The following is a 23184-nucleotide window of genomic DNA, read 5'->3' as shown; positions in this document are numbered from 1 at the left end:
CAGAGTCACTGGCTAGCGCCAGTGACTCTTTTGTAACAACTGATGGTTTTGCTCTTTAGGCAAAATCACTTTTGCCAGCAACCAGGCGGTGAAGTAACAGATATAGCCTGAGAAGATAATATCACTCAGAAAATGCCCTCCCTGTATTACCCGAACCTCGCCAACAAATAAGCCGATAATCACTCCCACTAAGAGCCCCAGCTGCCACTCCCAAACCCAGGCTAAGGCGATAAAAGCAAAGCCCATTGCCGCATGGCCACTGGTAAAGGAACAGTTCTTCTCACACTGATCACTGACAATCCATGCGGGACTGAAATGCTGCTCACCGCCAAACTGCACCACATCCCTGGGTCTTGCTCTGTCCCAGTTGTTTTTAAAACCTGCATGAACCAATAATCCCGGTCCTATCAGCAAAAACAACAGTAAGAAAAGCAGCTTGTGTCGCTTGCAGCGTAATTTTGCCGGGGAAAATCTGAGCCAGGAGATCAAGGTCAAAAGTAAGAGCGCAGGCACAAGGACCAGTGGCATATCCTTGAACAGCACATAAACAAATCGAACCCAGTTCTCCTGATTGGCGGGGAAGCTATGAGAAGAAGAATCAAAGTAAAGCCCGCTAAAGATCAAATCCAGCTCAGGCCAACCGATAAAAAATACAACCAGACAAATAAAGCTGAGAAGAACCCAGTGTTTACGTTGCTGCATCATACAAGCGATCCAACTTCAGTAGGTCTGACAAGAAATCCCTGACCAGCCAGAGTTTAAGTGAGTCGCCAGTATTATTATCAAAGCTTAAATAAGCCTTAAGCTTCAACAAACTAAGCAAATACTGCTTTGGCTCTATTTTTCAGCAATAAACACTGTGACCGGTCGGTTTTTCATAATTTCCTGAGTTACAATCAACCTATTACAAGCAAGGTGCGTCTTCCCATAAATATTAGGGTTGAGGCATGGATATTAGGTTGGGGAACCTTCTATGACACAAGAAACTAAAGGTCGCTTAACGACCCGTACCATGGCGATGCCAGCGGATACCAATCCTTCCGGTGATATCTTTGGTGGTTGGGTTCTGGCTCAGATGGATATAGCGGCAGGTATTTGTGCCAGTCAGCGGGCACAGCAGCGTGTGGTGACGGTTGCGGTTGAAGGCATGAGCTTTATCCGTCCGGTTAAGGTGGGCGATATTCTGGGTGTTTATACCGATGTGGTTGAGGTAGGCAAAACCTCAATGAAGATCCACGTTGAGGCCTGGGTGCGCCGTGGTCAGATCGGCCTGCGTGAAAAAGTGACGGAGGCGATCTTCAAGTTTGTCGCTCTGGATGAGGAAGGTAATCCGACTCCGGTTCCGCAAAAAGACCAGCTGCCGGACTATGCCGTGGAAGAGTTCACGCTTTAATATTCGGTAATCCGTGCTCACAGGAAAGGCCGCATCCTCAGGGATTGTGGCCTTTTTGGTCTCTGCTCTTTGTAACCGGCATTTTAACTCTGATTCACTGAAAGACGGGTTACCAGAAAATCCACTGCAGCTCTAATTTTCGGCACCTGATAACGGTTCTGCTGATAGAGCAGATAGATACCCAGCTTTTCACTTCGGGTCACAGCCACCTCAGGGTTTAACGGAATTTCCAGTAACTCACCGCTATCCAGAGCACTCTGCAGCGCCCATCTGGGCAGCATCAGCAAGCCATCAGCGTTAATCGCTTTCTCCACCAACCAACGACCGGCATTGCTGACTGCAACCTTGTGCGGGGAAACATCCTGCCACTCTCCATCAATCAGGCTGATCCAGGGCAATATGCCGATAGGTGCGCGATAAAGCAGTCCTTTATGATCTTTCAGATCCTGAGGATGAGATGGCATACCTTCCCGCTCAAGATAAGCAGGAGCACCAGCCAGAATAAAACGGTTATCCCGCAGTTTAACCGCTACCACCCTTTCATCCGGTACATAGCCGCCCCGAATGGCGATATCGACATCATCTCTGCCCAGGGTTGAAAGCGCATCACTCAGCTCAATATCCAGCACGATGTCCGGATAACGGGACGAAAACTCGTCCATCAGCGGTAATAACAGGGTTTCACCAAACCCCACTGTGGCACTGATTTTGAGATGCCCCATGGGTTTACTCTGGTAACTGCCCACTAACTCATCAGTCGCCTCCAGTCGGGAAAGAATATCCCTCACCTGCTGCAGATACAGTCTGCCGATCTCCGTCAGTCGCACCACACGGGTTGAGCGCTTCAGCAGCACGGCTCCCAGATGGTTCTCCAGATCCGCGACCCGTCGGGACAAGGATGACGCCGGTACATCAAAATGCTGGGCAGCTTTGGTGAAACTGCCACTTTCTGCCACCTTTACGAAGTAGCGCATCGCTTTTAACTGATCCATATCGCTTTAGGCTCTGTTTCCGGTTTTGCTGCAATTATTGTCTTAATGACAAAGATGATTCCTATTTTAGCGTCTATATCTCTCAAATTCAGTGAATAAAATAGCGACATAACCTTAGGGAGTGGCCAGGTAGATCGACCACCTACCCTTTCTATTCAGTCCAACAGACTTAAAACGAATTGAGAAAATTATGACTCAGAATACGCAAATCAAACTGATCGCTCGCCCACAGGGCGCTCCTACTGCTGAACTGTTTCAGGTAGAGCAAAACCCTGTACCAAGGATTTCCGCAGGAGAATTTCTGATTCGCCAGACTCATATGTCTCTGGACCCTGCGATGCTGGGTTGGATGAGCGACGATCGTGAAAGCTATATCCCACCCGTTGAACTGGGCGATGTCATGCGCTCAAGCGGTTATGCCGAGGTGATTGAATCCCAGCATCCGGATTTTGCGGTTGGTGATAAGGTAACCGGCATGTTCGGTTGGCAGGAATATGCGGTCAGTCAGGGTCAGGGAGTCAACAAGGTTGATCCTTCCCTACCTGCTGATATGGTGCTTTCTGTACTGGCACTGCCGGGACTGACCGCTACTCAGGGTCTGTTGCGCGTTGGCCAGCCTAAGTCAGGTGAAACCCTGATCGTTACCGGTGCAGCGGGCTCAGTAGGCTCTATTGTCGGTCAGCTGGCTAAAGCAGAAGGCCTGCGTGTTATCGGTGTAGTCGGCAGCGAAGATAAAGCGGACTGGATCGTGAACACTCTGGGTTTTGATGGTGCAATCAACTACAAAACCGATAACCTGGCGGAAAAACTGGCTGAACTGACACCCAACGGCATAGACCTCTTCTTTGAAAATACCGGCGGGCCGATTCAGCAGCATATCTACCAGCGTATGAACGCCCATGGCCGTATCATCGTCTGCGGCATGATTGCGGATTACACAGCTGCGACACCTGCTCCAGGCCCTAACTGGATGAATATCATCAAAAAACGCCTGATGATTCAGGGCTTCACCATGCCGGATCACTTCCATGAAGTGCCGCAATTACTTGAACTGCTGGTGCCTTATGTTCAGAAAGGTCAGATCCAGTATCGCAGTCATACCCTTAAAGGTCTGACATCCGCTGTTGGTGGTCTGAACCTGCTGTTTACTGGCGGTAATCAGGGCAAACTGATTGTCGAGCTTTAAGCTCATAGGTAACGCGAAAGCCACCTTGTAAAAAAATATTTACGATACAAAATCAGCGGCCTTTATGGTCGCTGAGTATCACTTACAAACATATCTTCAAAGTCTATTCCAACCTACCAATTGATCAGCATCACCCCTTTATTCATGGGGCTTAGCGGCTAATCCCTCTTTTTCCGATCTTTCTGAAAAGCCCATCAACATCAGATGTTTAGCCTACAAAAAATTTGATAGCAGAATAATCAACTGGAACATTGATATAAAACAAAATACTAGCCTGCAAAAATCCTTTTCGTTAGTATCGCCACCTCTTCACAATTTCATAATAAAGACAACATTGGGAGAACAACGTGGTATCCACTCGTTTCTTGGGAAGCACACTGCTGGTGGCAGGGACTGCACTTGGTGCGGGCATGCTCGCTATTCCTATGGTTCTGGCACCTCTGGGTTTTGGTCTGGGTCTGGGACTTCTGTTTTTTGTTTGGGCGTTTACGACTCTGGCTGCCCTGTTACTGCTGGAAGTGAATGTGAATCACCACCCCGGTGAAAACATGCACTCCATGTCCGGTAAATGGCTGGGACGTATCGGTCAGCTGATTACCAACTCCAGTATGATCTTCCTGCTGGTGTTCCTGCTGATGGCTTATATTCTGGGTGCCAGCGAACTGCTGCAGGTTGCTCTGAAATATATGGGCCTTGAAGTCAGCCTTGGCTTCAGCCGTACTCTGTTCACCCTGCTTGCGGGTATCACCATTGTTCTGGGTACCGGCGCAGTTGACCGCCTGAACCGTCTGTTCTTCGCGATCATGCTGGTAGCCATGGTGGTTGCTCTTTACTCCCTTGCCTCTCTGGCTCCGGATACCGCACATCAGACCAGCCTGACCACTGCACAGGCAGGCGATACCCAGGCACAGATCATGGCCGCGCTGCCGGTTCTGTTCACCTCGTTTGGCTTTATGGTTGTGATCCCGCCGCTGGTTAGCTACACCGAAGATGGCGAAGGCAAGCACTTCAGCAAAGTGGTTATCGTGGGCAGTCTGATCCCTCTGGTTTGCTACATCGCATGGTTCTGGGCCTGCATGAATGCTGTAGCTCCTGAGCAACTGGCTGGTCTGAATGGCGTTGAACAGCTGGTGACTGCACTTGGTGAAAGTGGCGCTGGTCTGGGCTCTGTACTGAAACTGTTCGCGGCGATGGCTCTGCTGACCTCCTTCCTGGGTGTGGCACTGTCCCTGTACGGCTTTATCCGTGAAATGTGTGATCAGAAGCCTGTGGTTGACGGCAAGATTCCTGCGATCGCTCTGACGCTGATCCCTGCCCTGATTATGGCGTCCAGCGCTCCGGGCGAGTTCCTGAAAGCTCTGAGCTACGCTGGTCTGGCTCTGACCGTTCTGGCGATCTTTATTCCGGTTGCTATGGTATGGCGCAGCCGTCAGGATGGTGAAGTGGCTTATGTGACTCCAGGCGGCCAGATCGCTCTGGTGAGCACTCTGCTGTTTGGTTTCCTGCTGGTGGGTGCTCAGTTCTACTGATCATCAGAAGCAGCTCTTGATGAGCTGTAACAGCTGAAACGAAAAAGGCGGGAGCACAGATTCAATCTGTTGCATCCCGCCTTTTTTATGGGCGCTGTTTTATTGCTGTAAGTGCTCAAATCGATTTGCTAAGAGCCCCCGGGTCGATCAGGCCAATGCGCCATCACGTTCCGGTTGGTAAAGAATCTCTTCGATCTCAACCGTCATCACACCGCCCGCTGGTTTAGGCCAACTGATCTGCTGCCCTACCGACAAACCTAAAAGCGCAGAGCCCATAGGAGCCAGTACCGAAACGGTATTCTCCTGTCCAGCACTCTTCGGGTACACCAGCGTCATGGTAAAGCTCTTGTCAGAGTTCACATCTTTAAAGCGTACTCTGGAATTCATGGTCACCACGTTTTCCGGAATCTGAGACGACGGCACGATAGTCGCCCGGTCAAGTTCCTTCTCAAGATTACCTTTTCCCGGAAAATCCTTTTGGGAAACCTTCGCTAACAGCTCATCCAGCTTCTCTGCATCAGATTCAGAGATAATGATGTCAGGCTGCGTATTTTGCATTTTCTTAATCCTTAACACTGCTCTTTAACTTTCGGGGCGATAACCCCGAGCAGTGATTTACACCTAGGGTCTGTCAATCGTAGCGCTTCAGCATATCCATTCCGTATGGTTCACAGAATCACCACGGGCATTAAAGTCGAGCCAATAAAAAACACCTGACGCCGGAAGCATCAGGTGTTTGGTTCGACAAGCATTATACAGCAGGGGCTAAATAAAGTTCTCTGTATTGTTGTAACGCTTTTTATCCTGCAGTTTATCTTTCACTTGCTTCGGGCTATGTCCGGGTTTTAGTCTCAGGGGTGATATCCGATACCAATACCAATACCAAGGAAGATACCTGAATCATGAGCCCAGCTAACGGAACCGCCAATAGATCCGCCAATACAAGCGCCAGCATCCTCACCCGCTCGCCCCGCAGTCGGGTGCCAACCTCAGTCTTTAAGAAGAAGCCCGTTAAGCTCGCTGCCGCCACCGGTGAAACTCTTTACGATCAGATGTGGGCGGCAACCACTCAGTACCAGCAAGCCGCATTAGCGTCAGACTTTGTTCAGGGGATTGCTCACTCTGATCTGAATCCTGATCAATATGGCCAGTTCACGGTATTAGATGCAGCCTACTGCAGCTATTCTGCTGATGACTACAGTATTGTAATCCCGAAGGCGACAGATCCGGAGGTTAAAGCCTTTTGCATCGCCCGCCAGAAAGATTATCTCGATTACAACGCTGAAGTTTTTGCCGGCTGGCATATTGCAGATCCTAAAGCGGTTCAACTGACGGATCTGGCACAAGCTTATGCCGACTTTGAACGTACCATCGCTGAAACCATGGATCCTCTCTATTTTGTGGTTGCTATGACACCTTGTATCTCATTATGGACTTACATAGGTCTAACGCTGGCTCCGGACGCAACACCGAACAACCTTTATGCGTCGTGGATTGAAGCAAATCAGGTGGCAGAAGCACCGAAGGATATGGCTGATTTTATTAACGCCCATGCCGATCAGTTGGACCATCAGCGGGCGATTGAAATCTTTATCAAGGGTATGCAGTTCGAGTGCAATATGTTCCGCAGCGCCTGTGGTCAACCGCCCATTTGAAGGCTGTACCCGATATAAATCTCCTGACAATCCATGCCCACTGATACTGCTCAGCGGGCATGTTTCTGCAGATACCAGCGCCCGGCAATAACCAGCAAAATGCCACCCAGAATCATCAGTGAAGCAATAATCAGCGTCAGAGTGACAGGCTCTGAAACAAACATCACCCCGCCCATCGCCGCTATCACAGGAACCGATAACTGAAGCACTGCCGCTTGCGTTGCCGTGTAATAAGGCAGAGTTGCGTACCAGATGACATAACCCAGCCCCGAGGTAATCGCACCCGATGTCAGCGCCAGCAGAACCCCTTCACTTTGCCAGTTTCCGCCCTGCACAAAGAGCCAAAGCAGCAACAAAAGCAACCACGGCCAGGTAAAGAGAAAGTTTCGGGCGGTATCCAAAGCTGGTGTTTTCGATCCCCGCCCCATCAGGGTATAAAAACCCCAGGCGATGCCCGCCAGGGTCATCAGTACAAAACCGCTGAAACTTGGGGTACTGAAACCCGGCAACACCAGATAAACAAAACCGGTAAAGGCCATCAGAACACCGGACCATTCGATCAGATGCAGTCGCTGCCCCTGCAGCCAGCCAACAAGAATCATCGTTAACTGAACGGAACCAAAGAGAATCAGTGCGCCAGTGCCGGTTTCAAGATCCAGATACGCTACAGAGAAAGCAATCGCGTAGGCAAACAACATAAAGCCAGCTTTATAGCTACCACCTGCTTCATCGCCAGCACCTTTCTCTTTAGACGATGCGCCCTGTCGCAAACGAAGCAGAAAGATCACCAGCCAAAGCATACCGATTCCCGAGGCCAGTCTGAGCAGAGTAAAGCTGACCGGATCGATAGAGGCAGATGAGAACTCTGCACCCACACTATCTGAACCCACAGGGGACAAGGCTAAACGACACAGTACAGAATTGGCCGCCAAAGCCATCAAGGAAAGTAGCGTCAGCAGAATTGGCCTGATCATTGAATATCCCTTCACAGAGTGATTTAAATCTGCCATTTAAAGTAGCAGTAAAGACTAGCCGGATAACCCATCCGGAAGTCCTGTTTTATTATCTTTCCCTTGCCCGAACGTCTATAAAAATCGGCAGGAATGGTACACTTTAACAAATATGATGATGACTGCCTCAACGACCTACATCACCGTTGAGCAGCAAGATAAGGAATAGGATATGAGTGCCAAGCTTGAAGTCGTGCTGCAACTGATTGATCAGGCAAATAACGAAGACCCGAATCAGGAAGAATGGCAGGGCCAGCCTGTTGCAAAAGAGTGGCTTTACGGACAACGCATGAGCCAATGCCTGTCTGAATTTGCACCGGATGCCTCAGAGCTGCTGCAGATTGCAGCCCGGGGACAGCATATTCAGCGCTGGAGCATTCCCCGCTCCGACTATCCGGAAGGTCGTGTGGGGTACAAGCACTGGCGCACTGAACTGGGCAAATTCCATGGCGAGAAAACCGCAGAGCTGATGCTGCAGGCGGGTTATAGAGACGAGGATGCTGAACGGGTAAAAACCCTGCTGCAGAAAAAGCGCCTCAAGCAGGATGCGGAAGTACAGGCACTGGAAGATGTGATCTGTCTGGTCTTTCTGGATCACTATCTCGCGCCTTTCGCTGAGAAACACAGTGAGCCTAAGCTCATCAGCATTATCCAGAAAACCTGGGGCAAAATGTCGGAAAAAGGCCATGAAGCTGCGCTGAAGCTGAACTTTGCCCCTGACCATCTGGCTCTGATTCAGAAAGCGCTGGCGTGATTAAGAAGCCCAGATAACAGCCTTTATAAAAAGAGGACTCCTGATTGCTTATGAAACGGATTCTGGCAGCTGCGCTGATACTGTCATTCAGTGTTAGCGGCCTGCTCATTACTGGCTGCACCTATACCCCTATAGAGCCGGAAAACTCTGAATTTACGGAACAGGAAAGCTCTGGCAAGCCCAGATCGGAAATCCCGAAAGAAAAACCGGTTCGGGTTCCCATGACTGCCGAATAGCACACTGGATGCAGGTCAGGTTATTCTGAAATAAAGGCTGTATAATCAGCGAATTAGCGTCGAAAAACACCTTTCGACGCACCAAAACAATGCAAAAGTTAAATCATCAATAGCGCCCTGATCCGTTTCAGGGCACTGATGAAGTCACCGAACCGTCTACTGACAAAAGTCGCTCTAAAAAGTGGTGCCAAGAATGGAAGAGATCATCCGTAAAGAGATGCGGGTTCTGCCCGAAATTGATCCGGATTTTGAGATTCGTCGTCGTACAGATTTTATTAAAAACAGCCTGCTCAACGCACGCTGTAAAACACTGGTGCTGGGCATCAGTGGCGGTGTGGATTCCACCACCTGTGGCCGTCTGGCGCAACTGGCCGTTAATGAGTTAAATGCTGATCAGCCTGAAGCCGGTTATCAGTTTGTCGCGGTGCGCCTGCCTTTCGGCACCCAAAAAGATGAAGATGAAGCTCAGTTAGCCCTGTCTTTTATCCAGCCGAGCCACTCTGTCAGTGTAAATATCAAAAACGGCGTCGAAGGCCTGCACGCCAGTACACTGGAAGCGCTGGATGGCACAGGTCTGATTCCTGAAGATGCCGCAAAACTGGACTTCGTGAAGGGTAACGTCAAAGCCCGTGCGCGCATGGTCGCTCAGTATGAAATTGCGGGTCTGACTGGCGGTCTGGTGCTGGGTACCGATCACTCTGCGGAAAACATCACCGGTTTCTACACCAAATACGGCGATGGTGCCTGCGATCTGGCTCCACTGTTCGGCCTGAGCAAACGTCAGGTTCGTCAGGTAGCCGCCAAACTAGGCGCGCCGGAACTGCTGGTTAAGAAGGTTCCGACCGCCGATCTGGAAGAACTGGCACCTCAGAAGGCTGATGAGGACGCACTGGCTCTAACCTACGAACAGATTGACGATTTCCTTGAAGGCAAGCCCGTTGCCAAAGAGGTGAGCGAACGCCTGATCAGCATCTACAAAGCAACACAACATAAGCGTCAGCCGATCCCTACGATTTACGACTGAGCTTAAGCAGGGCCGCCATGAGAGATTCTCTCCATGGCGGCTTTCTTGCCGAATGGACGCATCTCACTTATAACTAAATTGAGAATACAAATCGCATCTTTGCGAGAAAGGAAGGGCATCTATGCTGAGAATCACCGCTGTACTGTTTTCTGCGCTCTCCTTCATAGCACTGCAATCTGCACTGCTGCCATCCCATCTGCAGGCTTCTACTGAAACCAGCCAACCGACTACATCAGTTATTACAGGCTCAGACTCCCCGATTACCTTCTGTGGTGATAAAGCAGGCTGGCCGCCCTACACCTACGAAGATGGCAACACTCTGAAAGGTTATGACCTTGATGTTCTGGCACGTATTTTTGAGCCTACAGGTCAGGCCTACAAAGTTCAGATGCTGCCCTGGAGACGCTGTCTTGAGATGGTGAAAGAGGGACAGGTTGATGTGGCTTTGAGCGCGTCCGGCAATGAAGAACGTGCCATCACCTATCGCATGTCGATACCTTACTACTATGTGACCCCCAGCTATATCTATCTGAAATCCCGCTTTCCCGAAGGGCTTGATGTCCCCCCTTCCGAGATCACAAAAAACTATAAAGTCTGCGGTTTAAGAGGTTACAGCTACCATAGCTTTGGCCTGCTTCCTGAAAAGGTGGAAACCACCAGCCGTACCTTCAACCAGCTGTTCCATAAAACAGCTGCTGGCCGATGCGATCTGCTACTGGGGCGCTATGAAGTACTGCTGGGCTTTGCTTTGACAGGAACACCTCTGTTAACCGACATCTGGCAACATACCCCGGTTCCGGGTATTGAACCGGATGACTTTCGGATGCTGGTTAGTCGGGCAACAAACAACAGTCTTGAGCTGCACAAACTGCTTAACAAGCGGATTACAGAGATGAGAGATTCCGGCGAACTGGACCGGTTACTCAAGCCTTACCTGAAATAACCGTCCCTGTCCCAAAAACTGTCCCTATCCAAAAAAAACGCACCAGTCCAAAATAACCATTTTTCTATGATAATTCCGGCGGGTTACTTGCGATGACCGCCGGAGTCAGGCTCCGGCTTTAAGCATGTTTTTCATGCGTCCACCGATGCTTTTCAGCATATTCATCGCATGATCCGGATGATTTCTCAGATGCTCAAGGAAGGCCTCTTTAGGCAAGCGCATCACCCGAATATCTGACGCGGCGACAATATCCGCAGAACGCACATCATCCGTCAGCAGCGCCAGCTCACCAAACACCTCTCCGGGGCCGATACGGGCGATATGCTGGTTATTATCCGGCGTGACGACATCGGCATCACCTTCGATAATCACAAAAGCCGCATCTCCGGTTTCACCGGCACGTACCACATGTTCACCTTCAGCAAAGAACAGACATTCGTAAGAACCAATAAAGTTATACAGACGATTATTTTCTGCAAAGGTCAGGAAGTAATCGGTCAGCTCGTTGATATCCAGCACCATCGGTAAGAACTCAACACCGTGAGCCGGATCATACTGAATCTCATCAACCGGTTTAAAACCAATCCGACCCACTAACTTGGCAATGGCCGGATTGATTGGAGCCACCACATGGGTTACATCGTGGGAAACACCAAAATAGGACGCCATCAGATTCAGGCCAATCGCGATCTTCGCCCCCCGATAAGGCTTGGTAACACAGTACATGCCGCAGTTTAGAATGCGGGCATCATCCGGCAACAGTCGGCGAAAATCATAGTATTCATCTGCAGGGATACCGGCACCGGAATCCAGTGTCAGGCGCATACTACCAATCACTTCCCCGTCGCTGACAGCGATCAGATTTTTACTGGTGGAGAAGGTATCAAACCGGTCCATCACCCTGAGATCAGGTGTCGCGGAGAACAGTTCTTCCTCCTCGCTGAACACCGTATGACGCAGTTTTAAAACCGCATCGATCTCCTGAGGCGCTTCCGCTAATGAGATCTTAATCGCCATGCTACTGCTCCTCAGATGCTTTGCGAATCACATCGGTCTGCACCAGATACTCACCGCGATGCAAAGTGCCGTGCTTGAGGCCTGCCAGATAGCGTTCTTTCAGCTGATCTGTTCCTGCAAGATCTGTCATTTGATAACCCTGAGCATCAACAAAAGCCTCAACAGCCTGCTGCTCAATCTCCCAGTTCAGCGGTTCGGACTTAATCATCAGATACAGCTTCAGCAACCAACCACAGTTGGTTTCTTTGCTGGACATAGGAGCGACACAGCTGAAGACAAAACGGGCATGGGTATCGGTCAGCTCTTTCAGGCCTTTGAAGAGCCTCTCAACATCTGAGACATCCAGATACATCAGCACACCTTCGCAGATATAGAAGGTATCTCTGTTGGCATCAAAGCCAGAGAAGTTGCTCAGAGCTTCTTTGGCATCGGTCTTACTGAAATCCACTTCCAGCAGATGTAGGTTCTCACCAGCTCCGGCAGTCAGAATCTTCTGCTTTTGTGCACTGGTTGCCGGGTGATCCAGCTCGATAAAGTTCACATCCGGAAACTGGCTGTGCAGCTCCCAGGTCAGAGTATCAAAGCCTGCCCCCAGGTTAACGATCTGGGTAAAGCCTTCAGCAATCGCTTTCTCCGCCGCATCCCGAATGTAGCGCTTACGCAGTACATAGTGCAGGGTAATGCCCGGCAGAACTGCCTTTTCCATCATAGGAGCCAGCGTGCGGAACAGAGTACTGTCCAGTTGGCGCAGACGCTTTTGTCCCTCTGCTGACGCGGACAAAACCTTACGACAGGCATCGCGGGTACTCTGAGCAACCAAAGCCTCAAAGCCCGGTTTAGTCGCCGTAAAAAGAACACCCTGAAGAACGGTATATGCGGTAATACTTGCCTGATCTTCCTTCACAAAAAAGCTCCACGCCAAAATTAAAAAAGTATTATCCGCATTTAGTCGTGGCTAGCACAATCCGTTCAGTTGATTTATTTCTGCGTCAGTTCTTAAAACAACAAAGCCCTGCCCATCAAAACCAGCTCTTCAAAGCCAGCCCTTTCAGGTCCACCCACTTTGAGAACAAAAGGGTCAAAGAACTAACAGAGCTGAAAAAAAGGACCGGGCTTATCAGGGTTATCTTGCTTACTCAGTTTTTTGCGATTGACTTAAGCCGGTTCCGAACCTTTACGGATCGCTTTCGTCAGCATCCAGAACACAAGAAGCGCCACACCCAGTAAAGGCACAAAGAGGCCACACAACAAAGGAATCCAGATCAGACCGGCACGTGGACCGCCTTTCGATGAAGGAGCACCAAGAGATAAACGACGATTAACGGGTTGTCGCTTCCACCACATCACAAAGCCTGCAACTGAAACGCCAATAATGCCAAGACAAAGCAGCAGGTTGATGATCAGATTGGTATTACCCCAACGCCCCATGTGCAGCGGAATCCCCCACGCCATCGCCTTAGCCAGCAGGCTGTACTCGTCATAACCCACATCACTCAGAACCTTACCCGTGTACTGATCCAGATGCAGGGCACGATCTGCCAGAGGGTCAGTGATATCACCGCTCATGGTGGCGGCAATAGCGATGTAGACGCCTTCAGGTTTTGTCGGCAGATTCAGACGGAAACGGGTCATGCCGTTATCCATGGCATACCGGATCACACTATCGGCATTCACCAGCGTGCCTTCCGGAATACCGGGTTCACCCGCCATAGATCCGGATTCCGGCAGAGGTGTCAGCTCAAGATTCCACGGAACCTGCTCCTCAACACCCGGATTCAGTGACGCATGGTTCTGATCCGACACAGGGATTCCGGAAAAGACTCCGGCAGGAAAGCTGTTCCACGCCTGAACCATTTTTGCTCCCCAGATCCCGGTCCAGGACAAACCGGAAACCACAAACAGCGCCAACACGACGGTCAGGTAAAATCCAGAGAAGGTATGCCATTCGCGCCAGGATGCCCGCCCTTTTAATCCGGACTCCGGCTTCATCAGATATCCCGGCTGACGTTTGCGACGCGCCCACCACATCATTAGCCCTGTCGCCAGAAGAATAAGAGTTAAGCCCGCAGACAATTCGATCAGCCCATCGCCAAAAGCACCCAACAGCAAAGTGCCGTGAATATTATCCGCCAGGGCATAGAGGGTATTATCTTTGTTGATTGCCCCCAGAATTTCGCCCTTGTAAGGATCGACAAAGACTTCAAGGTTGGCTCCATTCTGCTTTAACAGAAAGCGCACCGGATCAGCATTATGAGATGGGATCAGTAACTGACGCACCACACCATCCGGATAAGCCTGTGACACCAGATCAACCTGCTGCTGCCATCCTATAGCAGCCATCGTCTGTTGCTCGCTGATAGACTCCTGAGACTGAAGCCTTACCAGCTCGGGATAGATCAAAGGCTCAATCACTGGCTTATAAAGCATCATGATGATGCCGGTAAGACTCAACATCAGCATAAAGGGGATCACATAAAGACCCGCCAACAAGTGCCAACGCCACAGGCGGTTGTATCTTCCTTTTACGTCAGAAGAACCGGCAGAGTTATCAGTCACCGGAATTTTTGAGAGTGTGTTCATCTGATCTTCCACATCAAATTTAAGATGGGGAAAATCTATCAGAGAGTGCAGGCAGGGATGCGCGGTCAAATGTCGCATTTAAGTGCAATTGCACGCGGCAAAAAGACGCAGGTAACCCACTAATTTATAAGAACAAATTAAAAATACAGCTAATATAAAAGCCATGCCTCGGCGTGCTTTGAGAGCGACAAAAAAGGCTCCCGAAGGAGCCTTTTTAAACACAGAAACTAACACCAGAACTTATGCTTTTACTGTCTTATCATCAAAATGGAACCACTTGTTCCAACGGGCATTAACCCAAAGTGAGAAAACAATAATCGCGCCACCAATGGCCAGACGAGTCAGGTCGACATCACGGTTCCAGATCAGAATATTCACCACCAGTCCCGCAGGAACCAGAGCGTTATTCATAATACCCAGCGTTCCCGCATCAACCAGACAAGCACCCTTGTTCCACAGGTAGAAACCAAGACCGGAAGCTGCCAGCCCCAGCCATGCCAGTACGCCCCACTGCAGAGGTGTCGAAGGCAGTTTTTCAGGATTACCCAATACCAGGAAGGATGGCAGAACCACCAGCAGGGCTCCCAGGAAGAAGTAACCAAAGAAGCGCCACACAGGCAGATCAACCGGATGACGCTTGATCAGATTTGCGTAACCCACCTGTCCGGCAGCAAAGGCGATATTCGCCACCTGAAGCAGCAGGAAGCCGGTAATAAAGTCATCGCTCAGATCCTGATAACGGATCACACCGGCACCAACTACCGCAATCGCCGTTGCAACCAGAGGGGCAACCGAGAAACGCTTGTTCAGAGCATCATCGATAAGGGTCACGTAGAGTGGCGTGAAGATGGTAAACAACAGCACTTCCGGCACCGTCAGGTAGAGGAAGGACTGATACAGGCAGACGTAAGTAATACCAAACTGCAGACTGCCGACCAGTACGATTCCACCTTTCAGAGAGCCCGGCAGCCCCTTCCAGCGTGTGAATGGCAGAAAGATCAGACCCGCCAGAACGATTCGGGTCAGCACGGCAAAATAACTGTCTACCTTACCGGCTAGATAAACGCCGATCAGGCTGAATGACACCGCCCAGAGCAGAGTCACAAAAACAAGATAACGCACAGCTTCATCCTTTGTTGTAAGAGGGTTTCAGACCAAAACCGGTCAGGGCGCGCATTCTACCCAATCGTTAAGAGTCAACCAATAGTGTTATAAAAAGTTTACAAACCAGTTTATGAGAAGCGTTCTCAATAATTGACAAGTTGATTAACCACAAAGATAATGAGAACAATTATCATAATCAAGGTAAGCATCTAATGTTCAAAGAAGTTTTTTCTGGCATCGATAACTTCACCCTGTACGACATCATTCAGAACCGTCGCTTTGGTGCGGAATATCAGCCCATCATCGATCTGAAGTCCGGTGAAATCATGGCCTGGGAAGGACTGGCCCGTTTTTATAACCAGGAGGGTGACACCATACGCCCGGATCTTATCTTTGAAGCCCTGCACGCCGATGAACTGAGTCTTTTCAACGTCGAGTATCAGATGAAATGGCTGCAGCTGACCTCTGCTCCGGTGGGAGATAAGCTTTTTCTGAACATTGACCCCCACGCTTTTGCACTTTTCGGCAACGATGAGCGCAACCCGCTTTTAGAGCTTCTGAAAGGCAAAAGTCATCTGGTGGTTGAGATCATCGAAAACACAGATGCCAGTGATGCAGTTTACAGCAGCGGCATGGGTCAGGCTTACCGGGATCATGGTCTGCAGATTGCACTGGATGATATCGGTGCACCGGACAGCATGCTCTCTTTTGATATTCTTCTGGGAGTTGATTACCTGAAACTGGATCGCTCCTGGATCAAAAACCAGAAGAAACAACACTATGAACAACTGCTGCATGCGCTCTGCCATTTCGCCCGTGCCAGCGGCAAGAAACTGATACTTGAAGGTGTTGAGAACGAAAACGATCTAATGTTCGCAAAATATCTGGGAGTCGATTACGTTCAGGGCTTTCTCTATCGCCCACTGTTCATACAGGAACGGCCATAAAACATCTGATAACGGACAGGAAAGAGCTAAAAATCGGCTCACAATGCTTATTCTGACTTTACCCTGTCGTTAATGCTGTGTTTCCATTACCGCCCGAGGCCAGAGACCGATTATTTCTTTGGTCTCAACTGCGTTAAAAAACGGAATCATACAGTATTAACTACCCTTTCAGGTCAGACCATGAACCAGGATGCAGTACCTCAGCAGGATTTTTTAGAAGCCGAATTGATCAATCAGGCCAGTCAGATTCTTAACGCCGAAACCTGGGTTATCCAGATTTTTGTCGTCTTACTGGCCACAGGTCTGATCAATATTTTGCAGGTACGCCTGCTGCGTAAGCTCCATGATGTTGCCAGCCACACCCGCACCCCCTGGGATGAAGCCTTTATCTATGCTATTCAGCGTCCCCTCACTCTGATCCTCTGGGTTCTGGGTATCAGCTTCAGCTGCAAGATCATCGGTCAGGAAACAGGCACCACCATCTTTGATGCCATTCCCGCCATAAGGGATGTTCTGGTTATCGCTCTGATTGCGATGGGCCTGACCCGCCTGATCAAACGTGCCGAGCACAATCTGATCGAAGCCAAAGCAGCTCAGGGAAAAGCCTTTGATCGCACCACCTTAGACGCGGTCACTAAGCTTCTGCGTTTATCTGTTTTTATTACGTCCGGCCTTGTGGCACTGCAGACACTGGGCTTTAGTGTTTCCGGTGTGCTTGCCTTCGGAGGCATCGGCGGCATGGCGGTGGGTTTTGCCGCAAAAGATATGCTGGCCAACTTCTTTGGTGGTCTGACAATCTATCTGGATCGCCCGTTTTCGGAAGGCGACTGGATCCGCTCTCCGGACCGTAATATTGAAGGTGTGGTTGAGCGCATAGGCTGGCGTCAGACCGTTATTCGCACATTCGACAAGCGCCCGCTGTATGTTCCTAATGCCAGCTTCTCATCCATCGCGGTAGAGAACCCATCCCGAATGCACAATCGCCGTATCTACGAAACCATCGGCATCCGTTACGATGACGCAGACAAAATGCGGGAAATTACGGAAGAAGTTCGCTATATGCTGCGATCACACCCTGAAATCGATCTGGATCAGACTCTAATCGTAAACTTCAACCAGTTTGCCAGCTCATCACTGGATTTCTTTGTTTACTGCTTTACCAAGACAACCGACTGGGTGACCTATCACCAGATCAAAGAAGATGTGATGCTGAAAATACTGGATATCGTGCTGTCTAAAGGTGCTGAATGCGCCTTCCCAACCTCCACTATCCATTTTGCTCAGGATAAGCCTGAAGCTCAGATGTTTAAAAATGGAGAGCACCATCAGGCACTGGCAGGAGACAGTGGCAATATCCACCGCCCATTGCAGGATCAACCCGCGCCTGTGGTTTCCTCGCCTGTGGTTTCCTCGCCACTGGAAACCAATCCCCGCTAAATCCACAAACGGCCTGATTCAGATCAGGCCGTTTTTTATCACGCACCATCTGCTTTCCATCATCTGAGCCAGCGCCAACCTCCCTTCGTACTCAGCCAAAACCCCATTGGCGGGTACTTATCTGAAAGCTAAAAACTGCTTTAAATTCACTCAGATCATAAAAAACTTAATCCGCTAACGTCTGGTTATATTTGGTGTTTTTAATCTGCTATATTGCTAAGAACTTTGTCACCGCTTCAACGCCTGAGACCGGTCATCAGGTTAGTTAAAGGATTTAAAACGCATGTATCGCGCTGTTGGATCATTCAGACTCGCCCTCCTCCTAGGTCTAACCTTTGTTTTGGCTCCTGTTTTGTCGAACCAATCAAAGGCATTCGCTGCCCAAAAAGTAGTTTTACAACTGCCATGGACCCATCAGTTTGAATTTGCCGGTTTCTACGCCGCCAAAGAAAAAGGCTTCTACGCCCATGAAGGACTGGATGTTGAGATTCGCCCCGGCGGCCCTAGCCAGACAGCTTTGGGCGAAGTTTTAAATGGCAATGCCGATTTTGGTGTCACCGGCTCTGAACTCCTGTTAGCCCGTACCAGTGGCCAACCCGTTGTTGCTATGGGGGTGATCTTCCAGCACTCCGCTTCAGGTATGGTGACCCTTGCGGATACCGGCGTTTATACACCACAGGATTTTATCGGTCGTCGTCTTGAAATGGGCGACCTGAGCAGCGATGCGGAAACCCATGCCATGCTGCAGGCCGAAGGAATTACTCAACGCCAGTATGAACAGGTGCCATCTACTTTCTCGATGCAGAAGCTACTCAACAAAGATGTCAGCGCGGTTTCTGTTTTTGTGACCAACCAACCCTTCTATCTTGAGCAGCAAAACATTCCTTATCGTCTGATTCTGCCCCGCTCCTACGGCATCGATTTCTACGGCGATACCATTTTCACCCGCGAAACTCTGGTTCAGGAAAACCCGGATCTGGCAAAAGCCTTCTATCGCGCAACCCTTAGAGGCTGGCGTTACGCCTTTGATCGCCCGGGCGAGGTGATCGATATCATTCTGGAAAAATACAGCGACTTCCCATTCGCCCACAGCCGCAAGCATCTGGAATATGAACACAACGAGATGCAGAAGCTGATCCTGCCGGATCTGGTTGAGCTGGGTCACATGAACATCAGCCGCTGGCGACACATGGCCAACACCTTTGTTTCTCTGGGCCTGTTGCAACCGGATTACAGTCTGGAAGGTTTCCTGTGGGCTCCTGAAGAGGAAAAACCTTACTTCGAGAACGCCCGCCTACAGATCATTACCACCGCGATTCTGTGTGCACTTCTGATGGCGTTACTCTTGTTTGCCTTTAACCGTCGCCTGCAGGATCAGGTTAAACAGAATCAGCAACTCTCGGATGAAAAAGAAGAACTGGAAAAGAAAGAGGCCATGACCCTATGGGGCGGCGATCTTGGCTACTGGCGCTGGGATCGAAGCAGCAACGCCCTCTTTCTGGATGAGCAGGGTGCCGCGTTCCTAGGGGGACAGCACGAATCCCGCCTGTTCAGCCTGCAGGAAGTGCAGGCCGATGAATCTCTGCTTTCCGTCCGGCACTTTTTCTCCTGTTTCAGTGATGAGATCCGTAAGCAGAAAGGTCGTTTTGAACTGGAAGCAGAGCTGGTTGATGATGAGAGCCAGACCCGCTGGGTACGTTGTCGTGGTGAAGTTCTGGAGCACATGAGTGATGGCAGCGTAAACATTAGTCACGGTGTTCTGCTGGATATCACCGAGAGTCAGAAAACCCGCCGCCAGGTTGAACAGTTAACCATTACCGATGCCATGACCGGGGTGCTGAACCGCCGCTACTTTATGAGCCGTCTGGGAGCCTTCATGCAGCGGGTTAAATTCGGCGAGGGTAACTTCTCCGTGGCACTGATAGACATTGATCGTATGGAGCTGATTAACACCGAATACGGTGAGCATACCGGCGATTATGTGATCGAAACCCTGTCGGACATTATTCAGCAACAGGTTCGCCCTATGGACTTAGTGGCGCGCTATGCCGGTAAAAACTTTGCCATTTTGCTGCCCAACACCAACCTTGAGGAAACTCAGGTTGCCTGTGATCGCATCCGCAATCATATCGCCCATCACAGGTTTGATACCGGCAACAACAGCTTCTTCGCCACCGTTACCATAGGAGTAGTTGAAACTCAGGAGTTTTCTCCAGCAGAGCTGAACAGCAAGCAACTGCTGCATGTGGTCGAAGAAAGGATCAAAACAGGTAAAGAGAAAGGCCGCAATGTGCTGATAACCCGAACCAATCAGACCTCAACCAGTATTTGAGACACTGACCGGATCAATAACAAAAGCGTCGATAAACGATAGATAAACGAAAGCCCCGATCTCAAGAAGATCGGGGCTTTTTCGTACAGCCAACTTCAGCAGATTATTACTTCAGCTTAGCAATCGCATCCTGAGCGCATTTAGCATCCAGATGACCGCCAGGCGCACCGCCGACACCGATACCTGCAACGCGGAATCCATCAACACTAACCGGCAGACCACCCGGCAGCATCAGCAGGTTGTCGTTCATATCGCGCAGACCTTCCAAAAAAGGTTTCTCAGCAATTACTTTTGCCAGCTTTCCAGTATCCTGCCCCATGCTCGCTGCAGTAAAAGCTTTCTGATAGCTGCTGGAAATGGTGTGAGGGCCTGCCATCTCGTTACGGGCCATAGCGATCAGGTTACCACTACGATCTACAACGGATACGCTTACCGCGTAACCATCTGCACGACAGGACTGCAGTGCATCGTTAACCAGTTGAACTGCAGCATCTGTGGTCAGAAGCGTCGTTTGCGTGGTTGTATTAGCAGCCATTGCACTACCAGCGATCAGAGTTAGTCCGGCCAGTGCCATTTTAAAAGTCAGTTTGCTTTGCATAGGAATCACCTGTTGTTATTTCGCTATCTGAATAAGAATTGAATAAGGGGTTGTCCAATTCCTGTTTGTTGATGAGCAATCTAACAGCAGCTGACTTACCACAACCTTGCCGGGACATTACAAATTTGTAATGCAACGAGTCAGGCTCTGACTGATACACTTCACTTATGCCCTTTGATTCTTATGGTTCGCTTGTCTGTCAATTCACTGACCAATCGATTCACGGATCAAACGATTCACCTTTTATCGGTTTAGCCTATGAAACTGCTTGTTGTTGAAGATGACCCCACGCTGCTGGACTTTATCTGCCAAGGTTTTCGCGAGCAGGGCTATACCGTCAATGGCCTTTCTGATGGCCACGAAGCCCTGCTTTTGGCTAAAGATCAGCCCCATGATGCTGCGATTATCGATCTGATGCTGCCGGGACTTGATGGCTTAAGCCTGATCCGTGAATTAAGAGCTTCCGGCCATAACCTGCCCATTCTGATTCTCAGCGCCCGCCATACCGTTAACGATAGAGTTTTGGGACTGGAAACCGGTAGTGATGACTATCTCACCAAGCCCTTCTCCTTTATCGAGCTGCAGGCCCGTGTGCAGGCACTTTTAAGACGTCGTACGGATAGCCAGAGCAATACTCAGATATCGACCAGTCTGCAACTGGCAGACCTGACCCTGGATCGCATCAGCAAGAAGGTTACCCGTGGCGAAACGCTGATCACGCTACAGCCACGCGAACTCAGCCTGTTGGAATACCTGCTGGAAAACCCGGGCAAGGTGCTGTCAAAAACCATGATTCTGGAACAGGTATGGGACTATCAGTTTGATCCGCAAACCAATGTAGTGGATGTGCTGGTTTGTCGTTTACGCAGCAAAATTGATAAGGATTTCTCCCCAAAGCTGCTGCATACCCTGAGAGGTATCGGTTACGTGCTTAAGGCGGAGGATTAGCCGAAATGGGTTCTTCAACCAGCGACGCACAGGCACTCACCAGTTTTCAGCTCAGCAAACGTATCGGACTCACCCTTTGTGTGCTCTGCCTCTTTTTTGCATCGATAGCGGATTACTTTCTCTATCAGTCACTGGTCAGCAAAGACTTTGGACTGATCGATGCCCGTATGCAGAATTATCAGCGCATATTGAGCCACGCAGGACTTGATAAGCTGATCGAAGTAATCGAGCAGGAACAGGTTGATTCTGAGCTTTGGCTGATCGAAATTTCTGATCCTCGTGGACGCAGGTTTACCAATCAAAACCTATCTGATGAAAGCCTTCTGCGACTGACAGATCCCCGCTGGCCGGTACTGAATACGGAGAAAAATCGCTGGCTGGTTCGCAATGAGGTATCCGAAGGGCTGAGCTTTACACTGGGACTGGGCAGCCTAGAGCGCCAGGAGCAACAGGTCGCCTATCGCTGGGCGATGCTTTTCACCCTGTTGCCGCTGATTCTGATCAGTTTGTTTCTGATGCATCGCATCCATCGCCACGCCTTGCATCCTTTGCGGGATTTCCTCCGCACCAGCCAACAGATGCAGCAGCAGACTGACCTTCATCAGCGCTTTCGGGTCGCAGAACCGGATACAGAACTGGGGCAACTGGCGGAACAAACCAATCGCTTTCTGGACACCATTGAGCGGCTTTTTAACGGCATGCAGGCATCACTGGACAACGTCGCCCATGACCTCAGAACACCTCTGGCAAGACAACGCCTCAGAGTGGAACAGTTGCTGATGCAGCCCTCCGTACAAAACGACCCACAAACTTTTGAGGCTCTTGCGACCATCAGCGAAGAAAGTGAGCGTATTGAAAAGATGCTGACCACTCTGATGGATATCAGTCAGGCGGAAACCGGTACGCTACCTCTGAACAAACAACCTCTGGATCCGGAAGCGATCGCGCTACAGGCGATTGAGGTCTACAGCTTTATCGCAGAAGACAAAGGCTGTGAAATCCAGCTGAAAAGTTGTGCGCCCTGCACGCTCGTAGCTGATGAACTTCGTCTGCGGCAGGTACTGCTTAACCTGTTGGATAACGCACTCAAGTTTTCACCAGAAAACAGTCGGATTGAACTATCCATTCGCTGCACCGACCAACACACTATCATCTCAGTGCAGGATCAGGGCTGCGGCATTTCGGAGGAAGATCTGCCACATATTTTTGATCGCCTCTATCGGGGGGATAAAAGCCGTGGCAGCAAAGGTCTTGGCCTGGGATTAAGTCTGGTGAAAGCAGTGATTGAAGCCCATGGCGGCGAGCTCAGGGTATCCAGTACAACAGAAGCACCAACTGGCAGCTGTTTCACAGTATCCCTGCCGGCATCAGGCCTTCTGTCATAGGGTAACTCCCGGTAATAACGAAAGCGAATGAAGAGAAATCGTTTTACGCTCCGTTTCTTCAGCGCTAAAACCGCATTTCTGCTCCTAATTACTCAAATCCGGACACCTGCTTAA

21 protein-coding genes are annotated in these 23184 nt (G+C 50.0%); 12 read left to right on the top strand and 9 right to left on the bottom strand.

The window, feature by feature from the left end:
* Positions 1-12: 12 nt before the first annotated feature.
* Positions 13-528 carry a phosphatase PAP2 family protein gene (locus tag BV405_RS17590; RefSeq protein ID WP_245832228.1) on the bottom strand — a complete coding sequence of 172 codons (516 nt, stop codon included), beginning with the start codon at positions 526-528 and terminating at the stop codon, positions 13-15.
* Positions 529-973: 445 nt separating this feature from the next.
* Between BV405_RS17590 and BV405_RS01580 the strand changes: the two genes are divergently transcribed.
* Complete coding sequence (locus BV405_RS01580; RefSeq protein ID WP_086479094.1) at positions 974-1393, top strand: acyl-CoA thioesterase; 420 nt, start codon at positions 974-976, stop codon at positions 1391-1393.
* A gap of 83 nt (positions 1394-1476) precedes the next feature.
* On the opposite strand, the gene BV405_RS01575 is transcribed toward BV405_RS01580, so the two are convergent.
* Complete coding sequence (locus BV405_RS01575) at positions 1477-2385, bottom strand: LysR family transcriptional regulator (protein WP_086479093.1); 909 nt, start codon at positions 2383-2385, stop codon at positions 1477-1479.
* Positions 2386-2575: 190 nt separating this feature from the next.
* On the opposite strand from BV405_RS01575, the gene BV405_RS01570 reads away from it, so the two are divergent.
* On the top strand, positions 2576-3571 hold the full coding sequence (locus BV405_RS01570) for an NADP-dependent oxidoreductase (protein ID WP_086479092.1): 996 nt from the start codon (positions 2576-2578) through the stop codon (positions 3569-3571).
* 347 nt (positions 3572-3918) lie between these two features.
* Positions 3919-5100 carry an amino acid permease gene (locus BV405_RS01565; protein ID WP_086479091.1) on the top strand — a complete coding sequence of 394 codons (1182 nt, stop codon included), beginning with the start codon at positions 3919-3921 and terminating at the stop codon, positions 5098-5100.
* Between the two features lie 147 nt (positions 5101-5247).
* Here the strand turns inward: BV405_RS01565 and rnk are convergent, their stop codons facing one another.
* Positions 5248-5658 (bottom strand): nucleoside diphosphate kinase regulator, encoded by a 411-nt coding sequence (gene rnk, locus BV405_RS01560; RefSeq protein WP_086479090.1) that lies wholly within the window; start codon positions 5656-5658, stop codon positions 5248-5250.
* Positions 5659-6002: 344 nt separating this feature from the next.
* Between rnk and BV405_RS01555 the strand changes: the two genes are divergently transcribed.
* Entirely contained in the window at positions 6003-6755 is a 753-nt protein-coding gene (locus tag BV405_RS01555; RefSeq protein WP_086479089.1) for a thiaminase II/PqqC family protein, read from the top strand.
* A 50-nt stretch (positions 6756-6805) separates the two neighbouring features.
* On the opposite strand, the gene BV405_RS01550 is transcribed toward BV405_RS01555, so the two are convergent.
* Entirely contained in the window at positions 6806-7729 is a 924-nt protein-coding gene (locus BV405_RS01550) for a DMT family transporter (protein ID WP_217895546.1), read from the bottom strand.
* Positions 7730-7937: 208 nt separating this feature from the next.
* Between BV405_RS01550 and BV405_RS01545 the strand changes: the two genes are divergently transcribed.
* From BV405_RS01545 to BV405_RS01530, 3 genes are all read left to right on the top strand, one after another.
* Positions 7938-8519, top strand: a complete 582-nt coding sequence (locus BV405_RS01545; RefSeq protein ID WP_086479087.1) for a DUF4202 domain-containing protein — start codon at positions 7938-7940, stop codon at positions 8517-8519.
* 429 nt (positions 8520-8948) lie between these two features.
* Positions 8949-9779, top strand: a complete 831-nt coding sequence (gene nadE, locus BV405_RS01535) for an ammonia-dependent NAD(+) synthetase (protein ID WP_086479085.1) — start codon at positions 8949-8951, stop codon at positions 9777-9779.
* Between the two features lie 121 nt (positions 9780-9900).
* Positions 9901-10722, top strand: a complete 822-nt coding sequence (locus BV405_RS01530; RefSeq protein WP_086479084.1) for a substrate-binding periplasmic protein — start codon at positions 9901-9903, stop codon at positions 10720-10722.
* Positions 10723-10827: 105 nt separating this feature from the next.
* Here the strand turns inward: BV405_RS01530 and BV405_RS01525 are convergent, their stop codons facing one another.
* The 4 genes from BV405_RS01525 to BV405_RS01510 form a co-directional block, all read right to left on the bottom strand.
* Positions 10828-11739, bottom strand: coding sequence for an N-acyl amino acid synthase FeeM domain-containing protein (locus tag BV405_RS01525; protein WP_086479083.1), 912 nt, complete (start codon positions 11737-11739; stop codon positions 10828-10830).
* 1 nt (position 11740) lies between these two features.
* A complete protein-coding gene (locus BV405_RS01520) occupies positions 11741-12643 on the bottom strand; it encodes a class I SAM-dependent methyltransferase (protein ID WP_086479082.1) in 903 nt (300 codons plus the stop codon).
* 251 nt (positions 12644-12894) lie between these two features.
* The gene (locus tag BV405_RS01515) at positions 12895-14319 is read right to left on the bottom strand and encodes a PepSY-associated TM helix domain-containing protein (RefSeq protein WP_176330001.1); all 1425 of its coding nucleotides are present in this window, start codon (positions 14317-14319) and stop codon (positions 12895-12897) included.
* Between the two features lie 240 nt (positions 14320-14559).
* Positions 14560-15441 (bottom strand): DMT family transporter, encoded by an 882-nt coding sequence (locus tag BV405_RS01510; protein WP_086479080.1) that lies wholly within the window; start codon positions 15439-15441, stop codon positions 14560-14562.
* A 194-nt stretch (positions 15442-15635) separates the two neighbouring features.
* Here BV405_RS01510 and BV405_RS01505 point away from each other — a divergent pair, with 194 nt between their 5' ends.
* The 3 genes from BV405_RS01505 to BV405_RS01495 all read left to right on the top strand — a co-directional run bounded on the left by BV405_RS01505 (position 15636) and on the right by BV405_RS01495 (position 20139).
* The gene (locus BV405_RS01505) at positions 15636-16370 is read left to right on the top strand and encodes an EAL domain-containing protein (protein ID WP_086479079.1); all 735 of its coding nucleotides are present in this window, start codon (positions 15636-15638) and stop codon (positions 16368-16370) included.
* A gap of 180 nt (positions 16371-16550) precedes the next feature.
* Positions 16551-17807 (top strand): mechanosensitive ion channel family protein, encoded by a 1257-nt coding sequence (locus BV405_RS01500; RefSeq protein ID WP_086479078.1) that lies wholly within the window; start codon positions 16551-16553, stop codon positions 17805-17807.
* Between the two features lie 352 nt (positions 17808-18159).
* Positions 18160-20139 carry a GGDEF domain-containing protein gene (locus BV405_RS01495; protein WP_176330000.1) on the top strand — a complete coding sequence of 660 codons (1980 nt, stop codon included), beginning with the start codon at positions 18160-18162 and terminating at the stop codon, positions 20137-20139.
* A gap of 106 nt (positions 20140-20245) precedes the next feature.
* Here BV405_RS01495 and BV405_RS01490 read toward each other — a convergent pair whose 3' ends face one another.
* Complete coding sequence (locus BV405_RS01490; protein WP_086479076.1) at positions 20246-20737, bottom strand: GlcG/HbpS family heme-binding protein; 492 nt, start codon at positions 20735-20737, stop codon at positions 20246-20248.
* 258 nt (positions 20738-20995) lie between these two features.
* On the opposite strand from BV405_RS01490, the gene BV405_RS01485 reads away from it, so the two are divergent.
* Positions 20996-21685: a response regulator transcription factor gene (locus tag BV405_RS01485; protein ID WP_086479075.1), complete on the top strand. Its 690-nt coding sequence runs from the start codon at positions 20996-20998 to the stop codon at positions 21683-21685.
* 5 nt (positions 21686-21690) lie between these two features.
* The gene (locus BV405_RS01480; protein WP_086479074.1) at positions 21691-23070 is read left to right on the top strand and encodes a sensor histidine kinase; all 1380 of its coding nucleotides are present in this window, start codon (positions 21691-21693) and stop codon (positions 23068-23070) included.
* Positions 23071-23184: the final 114 nt, after the last annotated feature.

Source organism: Oceanospirillum sanctuarii (assembly GCF_002150805.1).
GTDB lineage: Bacteria > Pseudomonadota > Gammaproteobacteria > Pseudomonadales > Halomonadaceae > Oceanospirillum > Oceanospirillum sanctuarii.
This window is presented reverse-complemented; position numbering and strand designations above follow the sequence as displayed.

Excerpts from the sequence above, each read along its gene's own strand:
- nadE (WP_086479085.1), top strand. The coding sequence starts at position 8,949 with ATGGAAGAGATCATCCGTAAAGAGATGCGGGTTCTGCCCGAAATTGAT.
- BV405_RS01570 (WP_086479092.1), top strand. The coding sequence starts at position 2,576 with ATGACTCAGAATACGCAAATCAAACTGATCGCTCGCCCACAGGGCGCT.
- BV405_RS01545 (WP_086479087.1), top strand. The coding sequence starts at position 7,938 with ATGAGTGCCAAGCTTGAAGTCGTGCTGCAACTGATTGATCAGGCAAAT.
- BV405_RS01500 (WP_086479078.1), top strand. The coding sequence starts at position 16,551 with ATGAACCAGGATGCAGTACCTCAGCAGGATTTTTTAGAAGCCGAATTG.
- BV405_RS01530 (WP_086479084.1), top strand. The coding sequence starts at position 9,901 with ATGCTGAGAATCACCGCTGTACTGTTTTCTGCGCTCTCCTTCATAGCA.
- BV405_RS01525 (WP_086479083.1), bottom strand. The coding sequence starts at position 11,739 with ATGGCGATTAAGATCTCATTAGCGGAAGCGCCTCAGGAGATCGATGCG.
- BV405_RS01575 (WP_086479093.1), bottom strand. The coding sequence starts at position 2,385 with ATGGATCAGTTAAAAGCGATGCGCTACTTCGTAAAGGTGGCAGAAAGT.
- BV405_RS01505 (WP_086479079.1), top strand. The coding sequence starts at position 15,636 with ATGTTCAAAGAAGTTTTTTCTGGCATCGATAACTTCACCCTGTACGAC.
- BV405_RS01490 (WP_086479076.1), bottom strand. The coding sequence starts at position 20,737 with ATGCAAAGCAAACTGACTTTTAAAATGGCACTGGCCGGACTAACTCTG.
- BV405_RS01555 (WP_086479089.1), top strand. The coding sequence starts at position 6,003 with ATGAGCCCAGCTAACGGAACCGCCAATAGATCCGCCAATACAAGCGCC.
- BV405_RS01515 (WP_176330001.1), bottom strand. The coding sequence starts at position 14,319 with ATGAACACACTCTCAAAAATTCCGGTGACTGATAACTCTGCCGGTTCT.
- BV405_RS01580 (WP_086479094.1), top strand. The coding sequence starts at position 974 with ATGACACAAGAAACTAAAGGTCGCTTAACGACCCGTACCATGGCGATG.
- BV405_RS17590 (WP_245832228.1), bottom strand. The coding sequence starts at position 528 with ATGCCACTGGTCCTTGTGCCTGCGCTCTTACTTTTGACCTTGATCTCC.
- BV405_RS01550 (WP_217895546.1), bottom strand. The coding sequence starts at position 7,729 with ATGATCAGGCCAATTCTGCTGACGCTACTTTCCTTGATGGCTTTGGCG.
- rnk (WP_086479090.1), bottom strand. The coding sequence starts at position 5,658 with ATGCAAAATACGCAGCCTGACATCATTATCTCTGAATCTGATGCAGAG.
- BV405_RS01485 (WP_086479075.1), top strand. The coding sequence starts at position 20,996 with ATGAAACTGCTTGTTGTTGAAGATGACCCCACGCTGCTGGACTTTATC.
- BV405_RS01480 (WP_086479074.1), top strand. The coding sequence starts at position 21,691 with ATGGGTTCTTCAACCAGCGACGCACAGGCACTCACCAGTTTTCAGCTC.